The organism is Mesorhizobium sp. WSM4312, assembly GCF_002294875.1.
Lineage (GTDB): Bacteria > Pseudomonadota > Alphaproteobacteria > Rhizobiales > Rhizobiaceae > Mesorhizobium.
In genome coordinates, this window is record NZ_NSFU01000007.1 from 1 (window position 1) to 12798 (window position 12798).

General features: G+C 61.6%; 17 protein-coding genes and 1 tRNA gene. 13 read left to right on the forward strand and 5 right to left on the reverse strand.

Annotated elements, in window-relative coordinates:
• Positions 1 to 244: 244 nt before the first annotated feature.
• The gene (locus CK228_RS12500) at positions 245 to 760 is read right to left on the reverse strand and encodes an outer membrane protein assembly factor BamE (RefSeq protein WP_027046739.1); all 516 of its coding nucleotides are present in this window, start codon (positions 758 to 760) and stop codon (positions 245 to 247) included.
• 115 nt (positions 761 to 875) lie between these two features.
• Between CK228_RS12500 and CK228_RS12505 the strand changes: the two genes are divergently transcribed.
• From CK228_RS12505 to CK228_RS12540, 8 genes are all read left to right on the forward strand, one after another.
• Entirely contained in the window at positions 876 to 1421 is a 546-nt protein-coding gene (locus tag CK228_RS12505; RefSeq protein WP_095788063.1) for a ubiquinol-cytochrome C chaperone family protein, read from the forward strand.
• On the forward strand, positions 1421 to 1969 hold the full coding sequence (locus CK228_RS12510; protein WP_095770429.1) for a DUF177 domain-containing protein: 549 nt from the start codon (positions 1421 to 1423) through the stop codon (positions 1967 to 1969). The genes CK228_RS12505 and CK228_RS12510 overlap by 1 nt, the downstream gene beginning before the upstream one ends.
• A 111-nt stretch (positions 1970 to 2080) precedes the next feature.
• Positions 2081 to 3151, forward strand: a complete 1071-nt coding sequence (gene plsX / locus CK228_RS12515) for a phosphate acyltransferase PlsX (RefSeq protein ID WP_019857626.1) — start codon at positions 2081 to 2083, stop codon at positions 3149 to 3151.
• A gap of 9 nt (positions 3152 to 3160) precedes the next feature.
• The gene (locus CK228_RS12520) at positions 3161 to 4132 is read left to right on the forward strand and encodes a beta-ketoacyl-ACP synthase III (protein ID WP_095770428.1); all 972 of its coding nucleotides are present in this window, start codon (positions 3161 to 3163) and stop codon (positions 4130 to 4132) included.
• Positions 4133 to 4234: 102 nt separating this feature from the next.
• On the forward strand, positions 4235 to 4558 hold the full coding sequence (locus tag CK228_RS12525) for an integration host factor subunit alpha (RefSeq protein ID WP_010915609.1): 324 nt from the start codon (positions 4235 to 4237) through the stop codon (positions 4556 to 4558).
• Positions 4559 to 4769: 211 nt separating this feature from the next.
• Entirely contained in the window at positions 4770 to 5309 is a 540-nt protein-coding gene (locus CK228_RS12530; RefSeq protein WP_027046741.1) for a MerR family transcriptional regulator, read from the forward strand.
• A 135-nt stretch (positions 5310 to 5444) separates the two neighbouring features.
• Positions 5445 to 5747 (forward strand): hypothetical protein, encoded by a 303-nt coding sequence (locus tag CK228_RS12535; RefSeq protein ID WP_095770897.1) that lies wholly within the window; start codon positions 5445 to 5447, stop codon positions 5745 to 5747.
• A 64-nt stretch (positions 5748 to 5811) separates the two neighbouring features.
• Positions 5812 to 6195: a hypothetical protein gene (locus tag CK228_RS12540; protein WP_095788064.1), complete on the forward strand. Its 384-nt coding sequence runs from the start codon at positions 5812 to 5814 to the stop codon at positions 6193 to 6195.
• A gap of 161 nt (positions 6196 to 6356) precedes the next feature.
• Here CK228_RS12540 and CK228_RS12545 read toward each other — a convergent pair whose 3' ends face one another.
• Positions 6357 to 6971, reverse strand: a complete 615-nt coding sequence (locus tag CK228_RS12545; RefSeq protein ID WP_143750580.1) for a hypothetical protein — start codon at positions 6969 to 6971, stop codon at positions 6357 to 6359.
• A 281-nt stretch (positions 6972 to 7252) separates the two neighbouring features.
• Here CK228_RS12545 and CK228_RS12550 point away from each other — a divergent pair, with 281 nt between their 5' ends.
• From CK228_RS12550 to CK228_RS12565, 5 genes are all read left to right on the forward strand, one after another.
• Positions 7253 to 7537: a helix-turn-helix transcriptional regulator gene (locus CK228_RS12550; RefSeq protein WP_095770896.1), complete on the forward strand. Its 285-nt coding sequence runs from the start codon at positions 7253 to 7255 to the stop codon at positions 7535 to 7537.
• 185 nt (positions 7538 to 7722) lie between these two features.
• A complete protein-coding gene (locus CK228_RS12555; RefSeq protein ID WP_095770426.1) occupies positions 7723 to 8181 on the forward strand; it encodes a YbaK/EbsC family protein in 459 nt (152 codons plus the stop codon).
• Between the two features lie 164 nt (positions 8182 to 8345).
• Positions 8346 to 8522, forward strand: a complete 177-nt coding sequence (locus CK228_RS35255) for a hypothetical protein (protein ID WP_179295889.1) — start codon at positions 8346 to 8348, stop codon at positions 8520 to 8522.
• A 55-nt stretch (positions 8523 to 8577) separates the two neighbouring features.
• Positions 8578 to 8811, forward strand: coding sequence for a hypothetical protein (locus CK228_RS12560; protein WP_245438014.1), 234 nt, complete (start codon positions 8578 to 8580; stop codon positions 8809 to 8811).
• A 127-nt stretch (positions 8812 to 8938) separates the two neighbouring features.
• The gene (locus CK228_RS12565) at positions 8939 to 9133 is read left to right on the forward strand and encodes a DUF1059 domain-containing protein (RefSeq protein ID WP_080643723.1); all 195 of its coding nucleotides are present in this window, start codon (positions 8939 to 8941) and stop codon (positions 9131 to 9133) included.
• A 714-nt stretch (positions 9134 to 9847) separates the two neighbouring features.
• Here CK228_RS12565 and CK228_RS12570 read toward each other — a convergent pair.
• The 3 genes from CK228_RS12570 to CK228_RS12580 all read right to left on the reverse strand — a co-directional run bounded on the left by CK228_RS12570 (position 9848) and on the right by CK228_RS12580 (position 12782).
• Positions 9848 to 9924, reverse strand: a tRNA-Pro gene (locus CK228_RS12570).
• A gap of 54 nt (positions 9925 to 9978) precedes the next feature.
• Complete coding sequence (locus CK228_RS12575) at positions 9979 to 11250, reverse strand: O-antigen ligase family protein (protein ID WP_095770425.1); 1272 nt, start codon at positions 11248 to 11250, stop codon at positions 9979 to 9981.
• Positions 11247 to 12782, reverse strand: coding sequence for an undecaprenyl-phosphate glucose phosphotransferase (locus CK228_RS12580; RefSeq protein ID WP_095770424.1), 1536 nt, complete (start codon positions 12780 to 12782; stop codon positions 11247 to 11249). The genes CK228_RS12575 and CK228_RS12580 overlap by 4 nt, the downstream gene beginning before the upstream one ends.
• Between the last annotated feature and the right edge of the window lie 16 nt (positions 12783 to 12798).

Sequence of the window (12798 nt, forward strand, 5' to 3'; positions counted from 1 at the left end):
AGCAAGCCGCACTGTCGAAACCGTTTGCGACGCAATCGGGCAGACCCTCAATCGCGTCACACCGACAGAATGCTCAAACTATTTCGAAAACTCAGGATATGACCGACACTAATCCCATCCCGCTCTAACGCCGGCTCGCCCCCGTCTGCTCGCCTTGGCCAAACAAAAACCCGTGGGATCGCTCCCACGGGTTTTTGGTCGCCTGAGATGGTGCTGCTTCCCACGGGGAAGCAGGGTCTGATGATCAGGGAGTACCGCCGCCGGGGATACCGGGCGCCAGCTTGCTGGCGCCGTTGATGATCTGGCTGAGGAAGTTCTGGTCCTTGCCGCCAGTCGGCGTGGTGCGCGAGATGAAGTCGAAAATCTTGCCGTCCTTCATGCCGTAATTGGCGATCTGGGTGACGCGGCCATCGGCGCCGAAATAGACCGCCAGAACTTTCTGGTCGACGAGCCTGGGCTTATCGAAGGCGACATAGCGCTTGCGCGTCTGCGAAATGTAATAAAATGCCTCGTTGTCGAAAGTCGCCGTGGTCGACGGCGTGCCAAGCGCCAGAAGCACCTGCTCACGGCTGGAACCGACTGGCACCGAATCGACGGCCTGCTGGTCGTAGACGTAACCTTGCGTGAATGTCTCGCTCGGATTGAGGTCGCCGATCATCTTGTTGGTGTGACACGCCGAAAGCGCCGAAACGACCAGCAGCAGCGAGATCGCGCCGGCAGGCCTGGACGAGAAGGTCGACTTGAAATTCAGCGCGCGCAACAACAATTCTCCATTATATCGCCGCAACTTGCGCTGGGCCGCAAAACCGGTAAACCAGCTTGCCTGCCGATGCAACAAGGCCAATTCAACAAACGGTCCCCGGGAGACCATCCCCATGTTCCAGCGCCTTTTTGGTCGCGAACGCCACGCCAACCGCGCCATAACGGACGCGCTTTACGCACAAATCGTGGCGGCGGCGCGGCAGACCGTATTTTATTCCCACTGGAATGTGCCGGACACGCCGCTCGGCCGTTTCGAGATGCTTTCGCTGCATATGTTCCTGTTCCAGCATCGCTTGCGCGGCGAAGACGGCGTGGCGCAGGAGATCGCCCAGGTGCTGATCGACGAGTTCTTTCTCGACGTCGATCATTCGCTGCGGGAACTGGGCATTGGCGATGTCGGCGTGCCCAAGCGCATGAAGAAACTGGCGAAGATGTTCTATGGCCGCACCGCCGCCTATGATGATGCGCTGGAAAGAAACGATCGCGACGGCCTGACCGCGGCACTTGCACGCAATGTCCGGCCCGATGCCGGCACATGGCCGGAGGCGCCGCAATTGGCCGACTATGTCGCCGACGCCTGCCGGCAGCTGGCCGCCCAGCCGTCCGAATCGATCGTTTCCGGCACGGCGGTGTTTCCGCTCGCCAAGGGAGGTGCTTGATGAAACATGCTGATCCGCGAAGCCCGGTTTCCTTTTTCGCCAATGTCGCCCGGCTGCCGCAGAAGGGCCTGCCGGTGGTGATCGAGGCCGACGCCGCCCAGCGCGCCGCGCTCGCCGAGGAGCACGGGCTGCTGTCGGTCGAAGCCTATCGCGCCGAACTCCTTGTCGTTTCCTGGAAGCGCAATGGCGTCAAGGTCAGTGGCCGTGTCGAGGCCGATATCACGCAGGCCTGCATCGTCACGCTCGACCCCGTCCAGGCGCATATCGACGAGCCGGTCGAGGCACTGCTGTTGCCCGAGGATTCCAAGCTTGGGCGGCAGGGGTTCGAGGGCGGTGGCGAGATCCTGCTCGATGCGGACGGGCCCGACAGCCCCGAAACATTCTCCGGCGACACCATCGATGTCGGGGCGCTAGCCGAACAGTTCTTCGGACTGGCCATCGACCCTTACCCGCGCAAGCCGGGCGCGTCGCTGGATGCCGGCGGCGATACCGAAGCGGCGGAGAATGAATTTCAGCAAAAACTGCGATCCTTGCTGGGAAAATCCTGAAAACCTCGCCCGCGATGGAAAAGTCGGTTGTGCGAAAAGCCAAAACCGCTATTTTCGCCGAACCTTTGCGATCGCTAAGCGACTGCCGCCTAACCGTGAGATGAATACCGCGTGATCAGGATTTCCATCGATGCCATGGGCGGCGATCACGGACCAGCCGTGGTCATTCCGGCGCTCATGACGGTCGCGACTCGCCGTCCCGACATCCGCTTCGTCATCTACGGGCGTGAGGAACTTGTGCGCCCCGAACTGGCCAAGTTCCCCAAATTGGCCGAGGTGAGCGAATTCTTCCATTGCGAGATCGCGGTCAGGATGGACGACAAGCCCAGCCAGGCGTTGCGCCATGGCCGCTGGAAGTCGTCGATGTGGAAGGCGGTCGAAGCGGTCAAGTCAGGTGCCGCTGACGCTTGCATCTCCGCCGGCAACACCGGTGCGCTGATGGCGATGTCGAAATTCTGCCTGCGCACCATGGCCACCATCGATCGCCCGGCGATCGCGGCATTGTGGCCGACATTGCGCGGCGAAAGCGTGGTTCTGGACGTCGGCGCCACCATTGGCGCCGATGCGCAACAGCTCATTGATTTTGCCATTCTCGGCACCGGCATGGCGCGCGCCGTTTTCGGCATTGCCCGGCCCACCGTCGGCCTGCTCAATGTCGGCGTCGAAGAGATCAAGGGCCAGGAAGAGGTCAAGGAGGCAGGGCGCATGCTGCGCGAGGCCAACATGGCCTCGATGAACTATCACGGCTTCGTCGAAGGCGACGATATCGGCAAGGGTACGGTCGACGTGGTCGTCACGGAGGGCTTCGCCGGCAACATCGCGCTGAAGACCGCGGAAGGCACCGCTCGCCAGATCGCGGGGTATCTGCGCGCCGCGATGAGCCGCACCCTGATGGCCAAGATCGGCTATGTCTTCGCCAAGGGCGCCTTCGATCGCCTGCGCGAAAAGATGGATGTCGGCCGCTCCAATGGCGGCGTCTTCCTGGGGCTGAGCGGCATTGTCGTCAAAAGCCATGGCGGTGCCGATTCCGACGGGTTCGCCGCGGCGATCGAGCTCGGCTATGACATGGTGCGCAACAATCTGCTCGACCGCATCGAAGCCGACCTGGACCTGTTTCATGCGCGCAACCCGCGTGCCCTGTCATCCCGGAAATCCGACGTCGTTACCGACGCGAAGGAATAGGAAAGAACTTTGATCAGATCAGTCGTGCGCGGCATGGGCGCCGCGCTGCCCCGCCGCATCATGAAGAATGCCGATTTCGAGGGCATGGTTGAAACCTCGGACGAGTGGATCGCCCAGCGTACCGGCATCCGCCAGCGTCATATCGCGGCCGACGACGAGACGACGGCTTCCCTGGGAGAGGCCGCGGCACGTGCCGCCCTTGCCAATGCCGGGCTGACGCCTGATGACATCGACCTGATCGTGCTGGCAACGTCGACGCCCAACAACACATTCCCGGCCACCGCGGTCGAGATCCAGAACCGGCTCGGCATGCATCACGGCTTCGCCTTCGACATGCAGGCGGTGTGTTCGGGCTTCGTCTATGCGGTCACGACAGCCGACCTCTACATCCGTGGGGGGCTTGCCAAACGTGTGCTGGTGATCGGCTCGGAAACGTTCTCACGCATCCTCGACTGGAGCGACCGCTCGACCTGCGTGCTGTTCGGCGATGGCGCAGGGGCACTTGTCCTGGAGGCGGGCGAGGGGGCCGGCACGATTGCCGACCACGGCGTCCTGGCGGCCAGCCTGCGCTCCGACGGCGTGCACAAGGACAAGCTTTTCGTCGACGGCGGACCGTCGACCACGGGAACGGTCGGTCACCTCAGGATGGAAGGTCGCGAAGTCTTCAAGCATGCGGTCGGCATGATCACCGACGTCATCGAGGCAACCTTCTCCGCCGCCGGCATATCGGCCGACGATCTCGACTGGTTCGTGCCGCACCAGGCCAATAAACGAATTATTGACGCATCCGCCAAGAAGCTCGGGATAGCAGAGCAAAAGGTGGTGGTTACGGTCGATCTGCACGGTAACACCTCGGCTGCTTCCGTGCCGCTGGCGCTGTCGGTGGCCGTTGCCGATGGCCGCATCAAGAAGGGCGACCTCGTCCTCCTGGAAGCGATGGGCGGCGGCTTCACCTGGGGCGCCGTTCTGGTTCGCTGGTAAGTGCCGAACGGCTCGGTTTCGGTCCTTGACCTTGCCGGATCAATTACTTAGGCTCTACCGTTGTTGTGCCGATTTTACGTTTTGAACTGATGGGACGGTCGCATGGGGGGAAAGACACTGACGCGTGCCGACCTGGCGGAGGCCGTCTACCGAAAGGTCGGCCTGTCGCGCACTGAATCCGCCGAACTGGTCGAAGCCGTGCTGGACGAAATCTGCGAAGCCATTGTGCGTGGCGAGACGGTCAAGTTGTCGTCTTTCGCGACGTTCCATGTCCGCTCCAAGAACGAACGCATCGGGCGCAATCCCAAGACCGGCGAAGAGGTGCCGATCCTGCCGCGCCGGGTGATGACGTTCAAATCGTCCAACGTGCTGAAGAACCGCATCTTGCGCTCTCACCAGAACAGCAAGGCAAAGGGCGGCAAATAGCCTTCATTGTACGGTTGAAAACCGGCCCCGCGATCACGCCGGGCTTGAATATTGCTTCACAAACCGCTGAAATAAGGCCCGATTCGGCAGCATGGCCGGATTGGTGTTCCGCGTATGATCCATTCCGCGCAAATAGAATGAGCGTCTCTTTGTTGAGACTGATCTCGCTGAAGACCGTTCCGGATCACGCTCCAGCGTGAGGATTTCGCCCATGGACAAGAGCCCTGACGCCTTCCGTACCATCAGCGAGGTCGCCGAAGATCTCGACCTGCCACAACATGTGCTGCGCTTCTGGGAGACACGCTTCAACCAGATCAAGCCGATGAAGCGCGGCGGCGGCCGTCGCTATTACCGGCCGCAGGATGTCGAACTGATCAAGGGCATCCGCCACATGCTCTACGACCAGGGCTACACGATCAAGGGCGTGCAGAAGTTGCTGCGCGAGAACGGCAATCATTTCCTGGTTGCAATCGGCAATGGCGACATGGCCGCCGTCGAGGCGATCTCGCAACGAAAGCAGGCCGATCAGGTGCCGCTGACGCCGGCGGCGCAGCCGCGCGGCGGCGATGACGAGCTGGTTGGTCAGCCAAGGGTCAAGCCGAGCCGTCGCTTTTTCGGTCTGGGCAAGAGCGATGAGGAAGGTCCGGTTCAGCCGGACTCGTCGAAACTGTCGCGCGACAATCGCGCGCTGCTGCAGGAGGCGCTGTTCGACCTCCTGGAATGCAAGCGCCTGCTTGACCAGGTGCGCTGACCGCGCGAAGCGCTCTGAAGCCTCGAAACCGGAACCCGCCTTGGGGTGAGGCGTTACGTTTCCTTCTGCAAGACGTCGTTCAGCAAGACGTCGTTCAGCAAGACGACGTCGCATGGCAAGACAAGGAAACGCATGATGGCATCTTTTTCGACCCTTTCGGACATCGACCTCGAAAAGCAGGTCGCGGCCCTTTCGAGAGAACTCGTGGCGTTGCGCAAGGCGGTGTCAAAGCGGGGTGGCGCCTACTATGAAGATGGCCGCGATGCCGCGCTCGACACATATTCGGATCTCGCGGGACGCCTGCGCGATGCGATGCCGGCAATCCGCAAACAGGGCAGGGTGGTCGAGAAATCGGCTCGTGACCATCCGGCAGCGGCCGCCGCGGTTGGGCTTGTGGTGCTTGGTCTGGTCGCCAGCCTACTGTTCAGCCGGCGCTAAGGGCGCTCTCGGTCATAAGACAAGTGTTGGCGAAGCGTGAGCTGCCATCGCGACAGGCAGAGCGGTGCTGTCCATCCAGGAGATATCGGGCCTTGCCATCATCGGGATGCCCGGCCCTGTTCGCGAAGGCCTGGTGTCCAGCCTGGCATCGCATGACCAGGAGAAGACCAGCCTTGAACAAGAAACCAAGGCCGGTCGTCTCGTTGGCAGTCTGTATTTAGTAGGCCTTCTTCATGTGGTGGCGGTGATGAACGTAGTGGTGAACGCGGTGATGACGAACATGGTGATGATGGACGCGATGATGACGATGATGCTTTGCCATCGGGGCCGCATCGGCGCTCGTCGCACCGATGACCGGCGCCGTGAAAGCGAGTGCAACTGCAAGCCCGAGGGCCGAGAGGAGGGACTTCTTCATGGATCGTTTCCTTCTTTCGCCGGCAGATCTTAAAATCGGGTCGATGGCCCGATCGCCGCGAATGGAATTACGCTCCTGTTTTTTTTCGTCAGTATTTCCCGATTGTAGAATTGTGTTTCCGGCGTGTTTCTGGGGAACCGGCTTCCCGACTTTATTGTGAGGGCCGAAAAGCCGGCTCTTGCCGCTGATTGTGGCTACATCGGCGGGATCACGCCATTGTTTCCCACCACGACGCGGCTGGAACTCAGCGTCCCGTCAGCCTCGCGCTGGGCGGTGGCGAAGACCGTCGCGCCCGGCTTGAGATCGGCCGGCCTGGCCGGGGCGAAGGTCACGACGGGCGTGCCGTCGGGGATCGAAATCTTCTTGGTCTGCCCGTTGTCGTAGGTCAGCGTCACGGCGCGCCCGCTGATGTCGGTTACGTCGGCCACTGTGCCGTTGGTCATGCGGCTGTTCGGCTGCAGATCCCAGGGACGGTCGCCTTCGCCAGTCCCCTTCAGGGCGGCTGGGAAAATCACCACCTCCAGCGCGCCGCTGCCGCCATCCGCCTTCGAGACGGAGGCGATGCCGAGGAAATCGCCCTGCTTGATGTCCCTTTGCGAGGCGCTGGCGACGCCGGAAATCTTCCACCCGGTATTGAGCTTGATCGCGGAGGTGTCGCCCTGACGGGTTTTGACGGTCAGCAGCGACGGCTCGAAACTGACCACCGTGCCGCGCACGCGCAGCGTGTCAGCCGCCTCGGCGGTCGCCGCTCCGGCGGTGAAAAGGCTGGAAATCGTGGCGAGCACGAGGAGGGAAGTCTTGAAGTTCATAACGGAGATCCTTCTGGGAACGGGCCAGCTGGAACCGGATGGTTTTCACGCCGGCGCATCAGAACAACGAACAGGTGGGCCTAAACCTCCGGGCAAAAAGGTACCGGGCCGTTCAAAAGAACTTGATGGCGCGATGTGCGTGCGCCGCCTCGCGGGTCCGGTTCACGATAGCGTGACGGCCTGTTTGGCTCTTGGCAAATCGCTGGCGAGCGGGCATGTTCCTGCTCGTCTCAGGCAACGCTCCATTTTTGATCAAACTCTTTCAGCCAGCGGAGTTGCCAATGCCCAACAATGCAAAAAGCCATGCCCTCTCCGAACCGTTAGCCGGTGAGATCGGGCCGAATTACACCACCCTCAGAGCCATGCGGGAAACCCGCGGATACAGTGTGGAAGAGCTTTCCCTGACTTGCGGCCTATCGGTCGGCGAGATCGAGGACATCGAGAACGGCCGGGCGGCCGATCCGTCGAAGCTGCGTCGTATTGCGTCCGCGCTTCGCCTGCCTCAGGACGCCCTCATCGTTGCCGCCGCGCCGAAACCGGCCCCGCAAGGCCGACCCCTGGCATAGGCCAGGCCCAGCCATGCAAAAAGGAACCCGCCAGGGCCCGCCTGGCGGGTTTCTTGTTGATGCCACGGCGTTCCCCAGCAGGCCGGGCTTGCCGATTTACAGGTCGCGCGTGTTTATTCCTGCGGCATCCAAATCCGCGCCGATCGCGTCTGCCGTGTATCGAGGTGAACTGTGGTTTTTTCGCTATGAGCCTGGACTCCGTTCGTGCCTTCTTCGCCGCTCATGCGCCTGACATCGAGGTCATCGTCACGCAAACAAGCTCGGCGACGGTGACGCTGGCGGCGGAGGCGCACGGCGTCCTGCCGGCGCAGATCGCCAAGACGATCTGCCTACGCGTCGGCGAGCGCACCATGCTGGTGGTGACCAGCGGCATCGCCAGGTTGGACAACCGCAAGTTCAAGGACCAGTTCGGCGGCAAGCCGCGCATGCTGGACGCGGACGAAGTGGTTGCCGCCACGAGCCATCCTGTCGGCGGCGTCTGCCCGTTCGGCCTGCCGGCACCGCTGCCGATCTATTGCGACGTCTCGCTGCGGGAATTCCAAGAGGTGGTGCCCGCCGCGGGCGCCACCAATGCCGCGGTACGGATTGCACCGCAGCGCATGGTCGACCTTACCGGCGCCGAATGGATTGATGTCTGCCAATAGCGATCGAGCGATGCTCCGCATGGCCGAAAATCTGACGACCTCGCCCGATAGAGTTGCCTAATCGAATCTCTACGCTAGTTTGGGTGACATCGGGTGCAACTAGCAAAAGGCGCGCCCGGCTGAGAGACCGCATTGCGCTCCCGCCTCACCAGGGAGCGCAAGACGTGGCGGAAACCAATCCCAATTCAATCAGGCAAGCTCAGGTCGCAAAAGCCCTGGTGATCGAAACCGGGATATCAGAGGAGCAGGCGCTAGACCTGGTGCGACTGCTGGGGCCTAACTGTTCTTCGCTTCTTTTCCACGCCCGCGCCTTGAAGAAGGCAGGGAGCGCCGGCTTGTAGTTTTGTACTGCAGCCCTTGCGTTCGCGGCTTGCTCGCCCGATAGTTCCGGACGGGGTGCTGAAAGTGATCATGGCCGGCGAGTATCTGGACCATCTATTGGAGTGCCCCTATTGCGGCATCATCCGTCTGCAGATTCCAACAGACGCTCAACCTTCAACGCCGATCAGCTGCGCCGATTGCAGCCAGTATCTTGGCACATGGGATGAACTTCAGAGCGATTTCGAGCGCCAAGGCGGGAACAGCGGGGTGTTCCGCCTCGAAAAGGGGCGCATACAGAAGCTCGATTGAACTGGCGCCCTTGTCCGCAATAATTTCAAACTGAGAGACTACCCCCGATAGACGTAGATTGTTTGCGTCAGCGGGCAGGAGTATGCTGTTTGGTCGCCGAAAACAGCGAGATTTCGAGGAGGAACCTATGGCACGCAAATACATTGACTGCCGAGAATTCCCGAGCGAAATGAAATGCACCGTTGCAATCTCCGCAGATCGGGAGGACGAACTGATCGAGGCTGCGGTACAACACGCTGTGTCTGTTCATGGGGAACACGATACCCCTGAGTTCCGCTCCGAGGTCCGGAAATCTATCCACGAAGGCGCACCTGCTCCCTGAGCCCCAGGCGGCTTTGGGTAAAGCTCCGCCCGGCTCTGGCCGAGCGTACGACGCGATATTGGTGAAGCTTTGCGATCGGTCCGCCGGCACCCTGTCGGAAGGTGGCGGGCAATGACCGACAAGGGCGCACATACTAGCAGCGGTGGCCGCTGGGGCTGACCAGTCGGGCTCGAGAGCGCTGTGCTGGCTGACCCGAAGCGTCCGCTCACTACCCGCCGAAAGATGTAGTGTCTCAAGCGCAAGGTGCGCTGACGAATTTCGGCGTCATTTCCGCAGCCTCATTCCGCGCCAGCACCCGCTGCCTCACGGTGGCGGGTTTTTAACGGGCACAACGGAACAAGAGGCTGACGATTCGGTTTTCCCTGTTGCAGCGCCGCGGCTAATCCTGAGGCCGGCAGGGGTTGGAGGAAACTGGATATGCGGAACAAAATCAAAGATCCTCCTCCGAAGGAGCCCGACCCGAAGAAGACACCAATCCCTCATCGCGACAATCAAGCGCCCTCGGAGCTTGAACATGTCGATCCACCACCGCGAGACGTCCGAGAGGCACCGGTGCCGAATCCAAACGGGATAAGAAGTGCCGCCCGACGGGCAGACGCGAACGATGCGCCGCCGGCTCGCTGGACGTCACCGAAAGGGAGGGTGATACTCCCTGCGTTACCCTAGAGATGGAAAATGAAGGTGGACTTTTGGGGGCAAGTCCTTGTCTTAAAATGGTCGGAGTGGCCGGATTCGAACCGACGACCCCTTGACCCCCAGTCAAGTGCGCTACCGGGCTGCGCTACACTCCGGACCGAGCGCGATGTATCGTGATAACCCTGCCCGGGTCAACCGAAATTCGGCGTTTATCGCGCCTGCGTGGATGCGATCGCCGGCGCACCTGGAAATGCCGGCCGCGACAGCCGCTGATGGCGGTACTCCAGGGCGATGGCGCCCCACACCAGCCCGAGCAACAGATACATGTGGCGCCAGTGGTCGATGTCGATGAAGGTGCCGAGGCCGATATTGCCGATGAAGGCGACATAGGCGCACAACAGATAGGGCTGCCACGGCCGGTCGCGCAGGAGGATGCGGAACCCGGCCACCATGGTCCAGACGACGAGCGTCAGGAACGACACGAAGCCAAGCCAGCCATAGTCCATCAGCATTTTCAGCCAGATGTCGTGCGTGTCCTCGCCGAACATCTTGCCGAAGACCAGCGGCCCGATGCCGAACGGACGCTCCATCGCCATCTGGAAGCCGATTGCGTAGCGGGCGAAGCGGCCGAGGCGCGCGGTGTCATAGCTCTGTTCGAGATGCGCGCGGCTGGAGAACATTTCCGCCACGCCGGGCAATTGCAGGATGACGATGATGGTGATCGTCAGCATTGACAGCGCGGCGATGGTCATGATCACCACGCGCAGCCGGAATTTGCCGCTGGCGCTCTGCAGGAACAGGCAGCCGGTGAGCAGTACCGCCGACACGGCGAACATGCCCCACGCGCCGCGCGAGAAGGAGAAGAAGATGCCCAATGCGATGATCAGCAGCGGCACCGCCAGCAGCGGCATGCGCGCGACCGAACCTGTCAGGATCAGATAGAGCAGATAGATGCCGGGCAGCACCAGGAACGGCCCGAAGACGTTCGGGTCCTGGAAGGCGCCGGCGGCGCGGTCGTATTTGGTGAACATCTCCGCGCCGGGGAAGGCATGGAAATAGCCGGCTATGCCGAGCAGCGAGGTCGCCACCGCCGAGACGACATAGGCATTGAAGATCAGCCGGTAGAGGCCTGGTTGCGTGGCGGTCACCGACGCGAAGAACACCGCGCTGAAGGCGAGAAACAATGACACGGAGAGATAGAGCGGCGTGAAGGCGAGGTCCGCCATCTGCGTCATCGAGATCATGCCGCCGATGTTCATCGTCACCAGCAGCACCAGCAGCGGCATGGCCGCGCGAGAAATCCGCAGGCCGAAGAGCGCCCAGATGGCGATCAGCCCGGCCATGTAGATTTCGTAAGGCGCCGGCTCGCTGATGACGAAGCCGGACAGAAGGATGCCGACCACCACCGCACTGGAGGAAATCAGGGCGGTCAGCTTGGCGTTGACCGCGGCCTGCGGCAGTTCATGGGAAATCGCGCTCAATAGGCGTTTTCCGTGTTGAGCAGCCGGATCGGCGTCAGGAACAGGATTCTGAGATCGAACAGCAGCGACCAGTTCTCGATATAGTAGAGGTCGTACTCCGTCCGCATGCGGATCTTCTCATTGGTGTCCATCTCGCCGCGCCAGCCGTTGATCTGCGCCCAGCCGGTGACGCCGGGCTTGACCTTGTGGCGAGCGAAATAGCCGTCGACCACCTCGTTGTAGAGAAGGTTGTGCGACTGCGCGGCGATCGCATGCGGGCGCGGGCCGATCAGCGACAGCGAGCCCAGCAGCGAATTGACGAACTGCGGCAGTTCGTCGATCGAGGTCTTGCGGATGAACCGGCCGACGCGGGTGACGCGCGGATCGTTCTTGGTCACGGTCTGCTTGGCGGTCGGATCCGACCGGTCCGTGTACATCGAGCGAAACTTGTAGACCTCGATGATCTCATTGTTGAAGCCGTGGCGCTTTTGCTTGAACAGCACCGGTCCCTTGCTGTCGAGCTTGATGGCGATCGCGGTCGCCAGCATCACCGGCGAGAAGACGATGATTCCGATCAGCGAGAAAACGATGTCGAAGGTGCGCTTGGCGACCGAATCCCAATCGTTGATTGGCTTGTCGAAAATGTCGAGCATCGGCACCGAGCCGATGAAGGAATAGGCGCGCGGACGGAACTGCAGCGCGTTGGAATGCGCCGAAAGCCGGATGTCGACCGGCAGCACCCACAGCTTCTTCAACAGTTGCAGCACGCGCGTTTCGGCGGTCAGCGGCAGCGACACGATCAGCATGTCGATACGGGCGATGCGGGCGAACTCGATCAATTCCGAAATTGTGCCGAGCTTGGGATAGCCGGCAACGATCGGCGGCGAGCGCTTGTCGGAGCGGTCATCGAAGATGCCGCAGATGCGGATATCGTTGTAAGGCTGCTTTTCGACAGAGCGGATCAGGATTTCCGCCGCCTTGCCGCCGCCGACGATGACGGCGCGCCGCTCCATGCGGCCATCGCGTGCCCAGCGCCGGATCAGTCTCGACATGACCAGCCTGAGGCCGAACAGGAGGACGAAACCGACGACGAACCAGGTGCCGAACAAAAGCCGCGAATAATCTTCCGACATCTTCATGACGAACGCTGTCAACGCCATCAGCGCGAAGGCGCCGGCCCAGACCAGCAGGATGCGGCCGAAATTGGCGATCGGCCGCATCAGCGAAACCACCTGGTAGCAGTCGGTGACGTCGAGCAGCACCACGGCGAGGAACGACGCGGCGGCGATCGTCACCGGATATTGCCAGGCGAGATAGTTGAAGAACCCGACAAAGTAGAAATAGACGCAGAGCCCCGAGAGGAACAGCACCCCGAATTCAACCATGCGCAGGACGCCGCTGACCATGATCGGCGACATCGTATCGCGCCGGTATTGCGACGCGACCTGCCGGGCCACGTCGTTCATGCCGCCGGGCGCATCGCCATCGGTCGAGCCGTCAAATTTACGCACCGCTTCGGGTGAAAAGCGGTGCGCGGGATCGATCTCATTCATGGAACAGTCCGCAAGC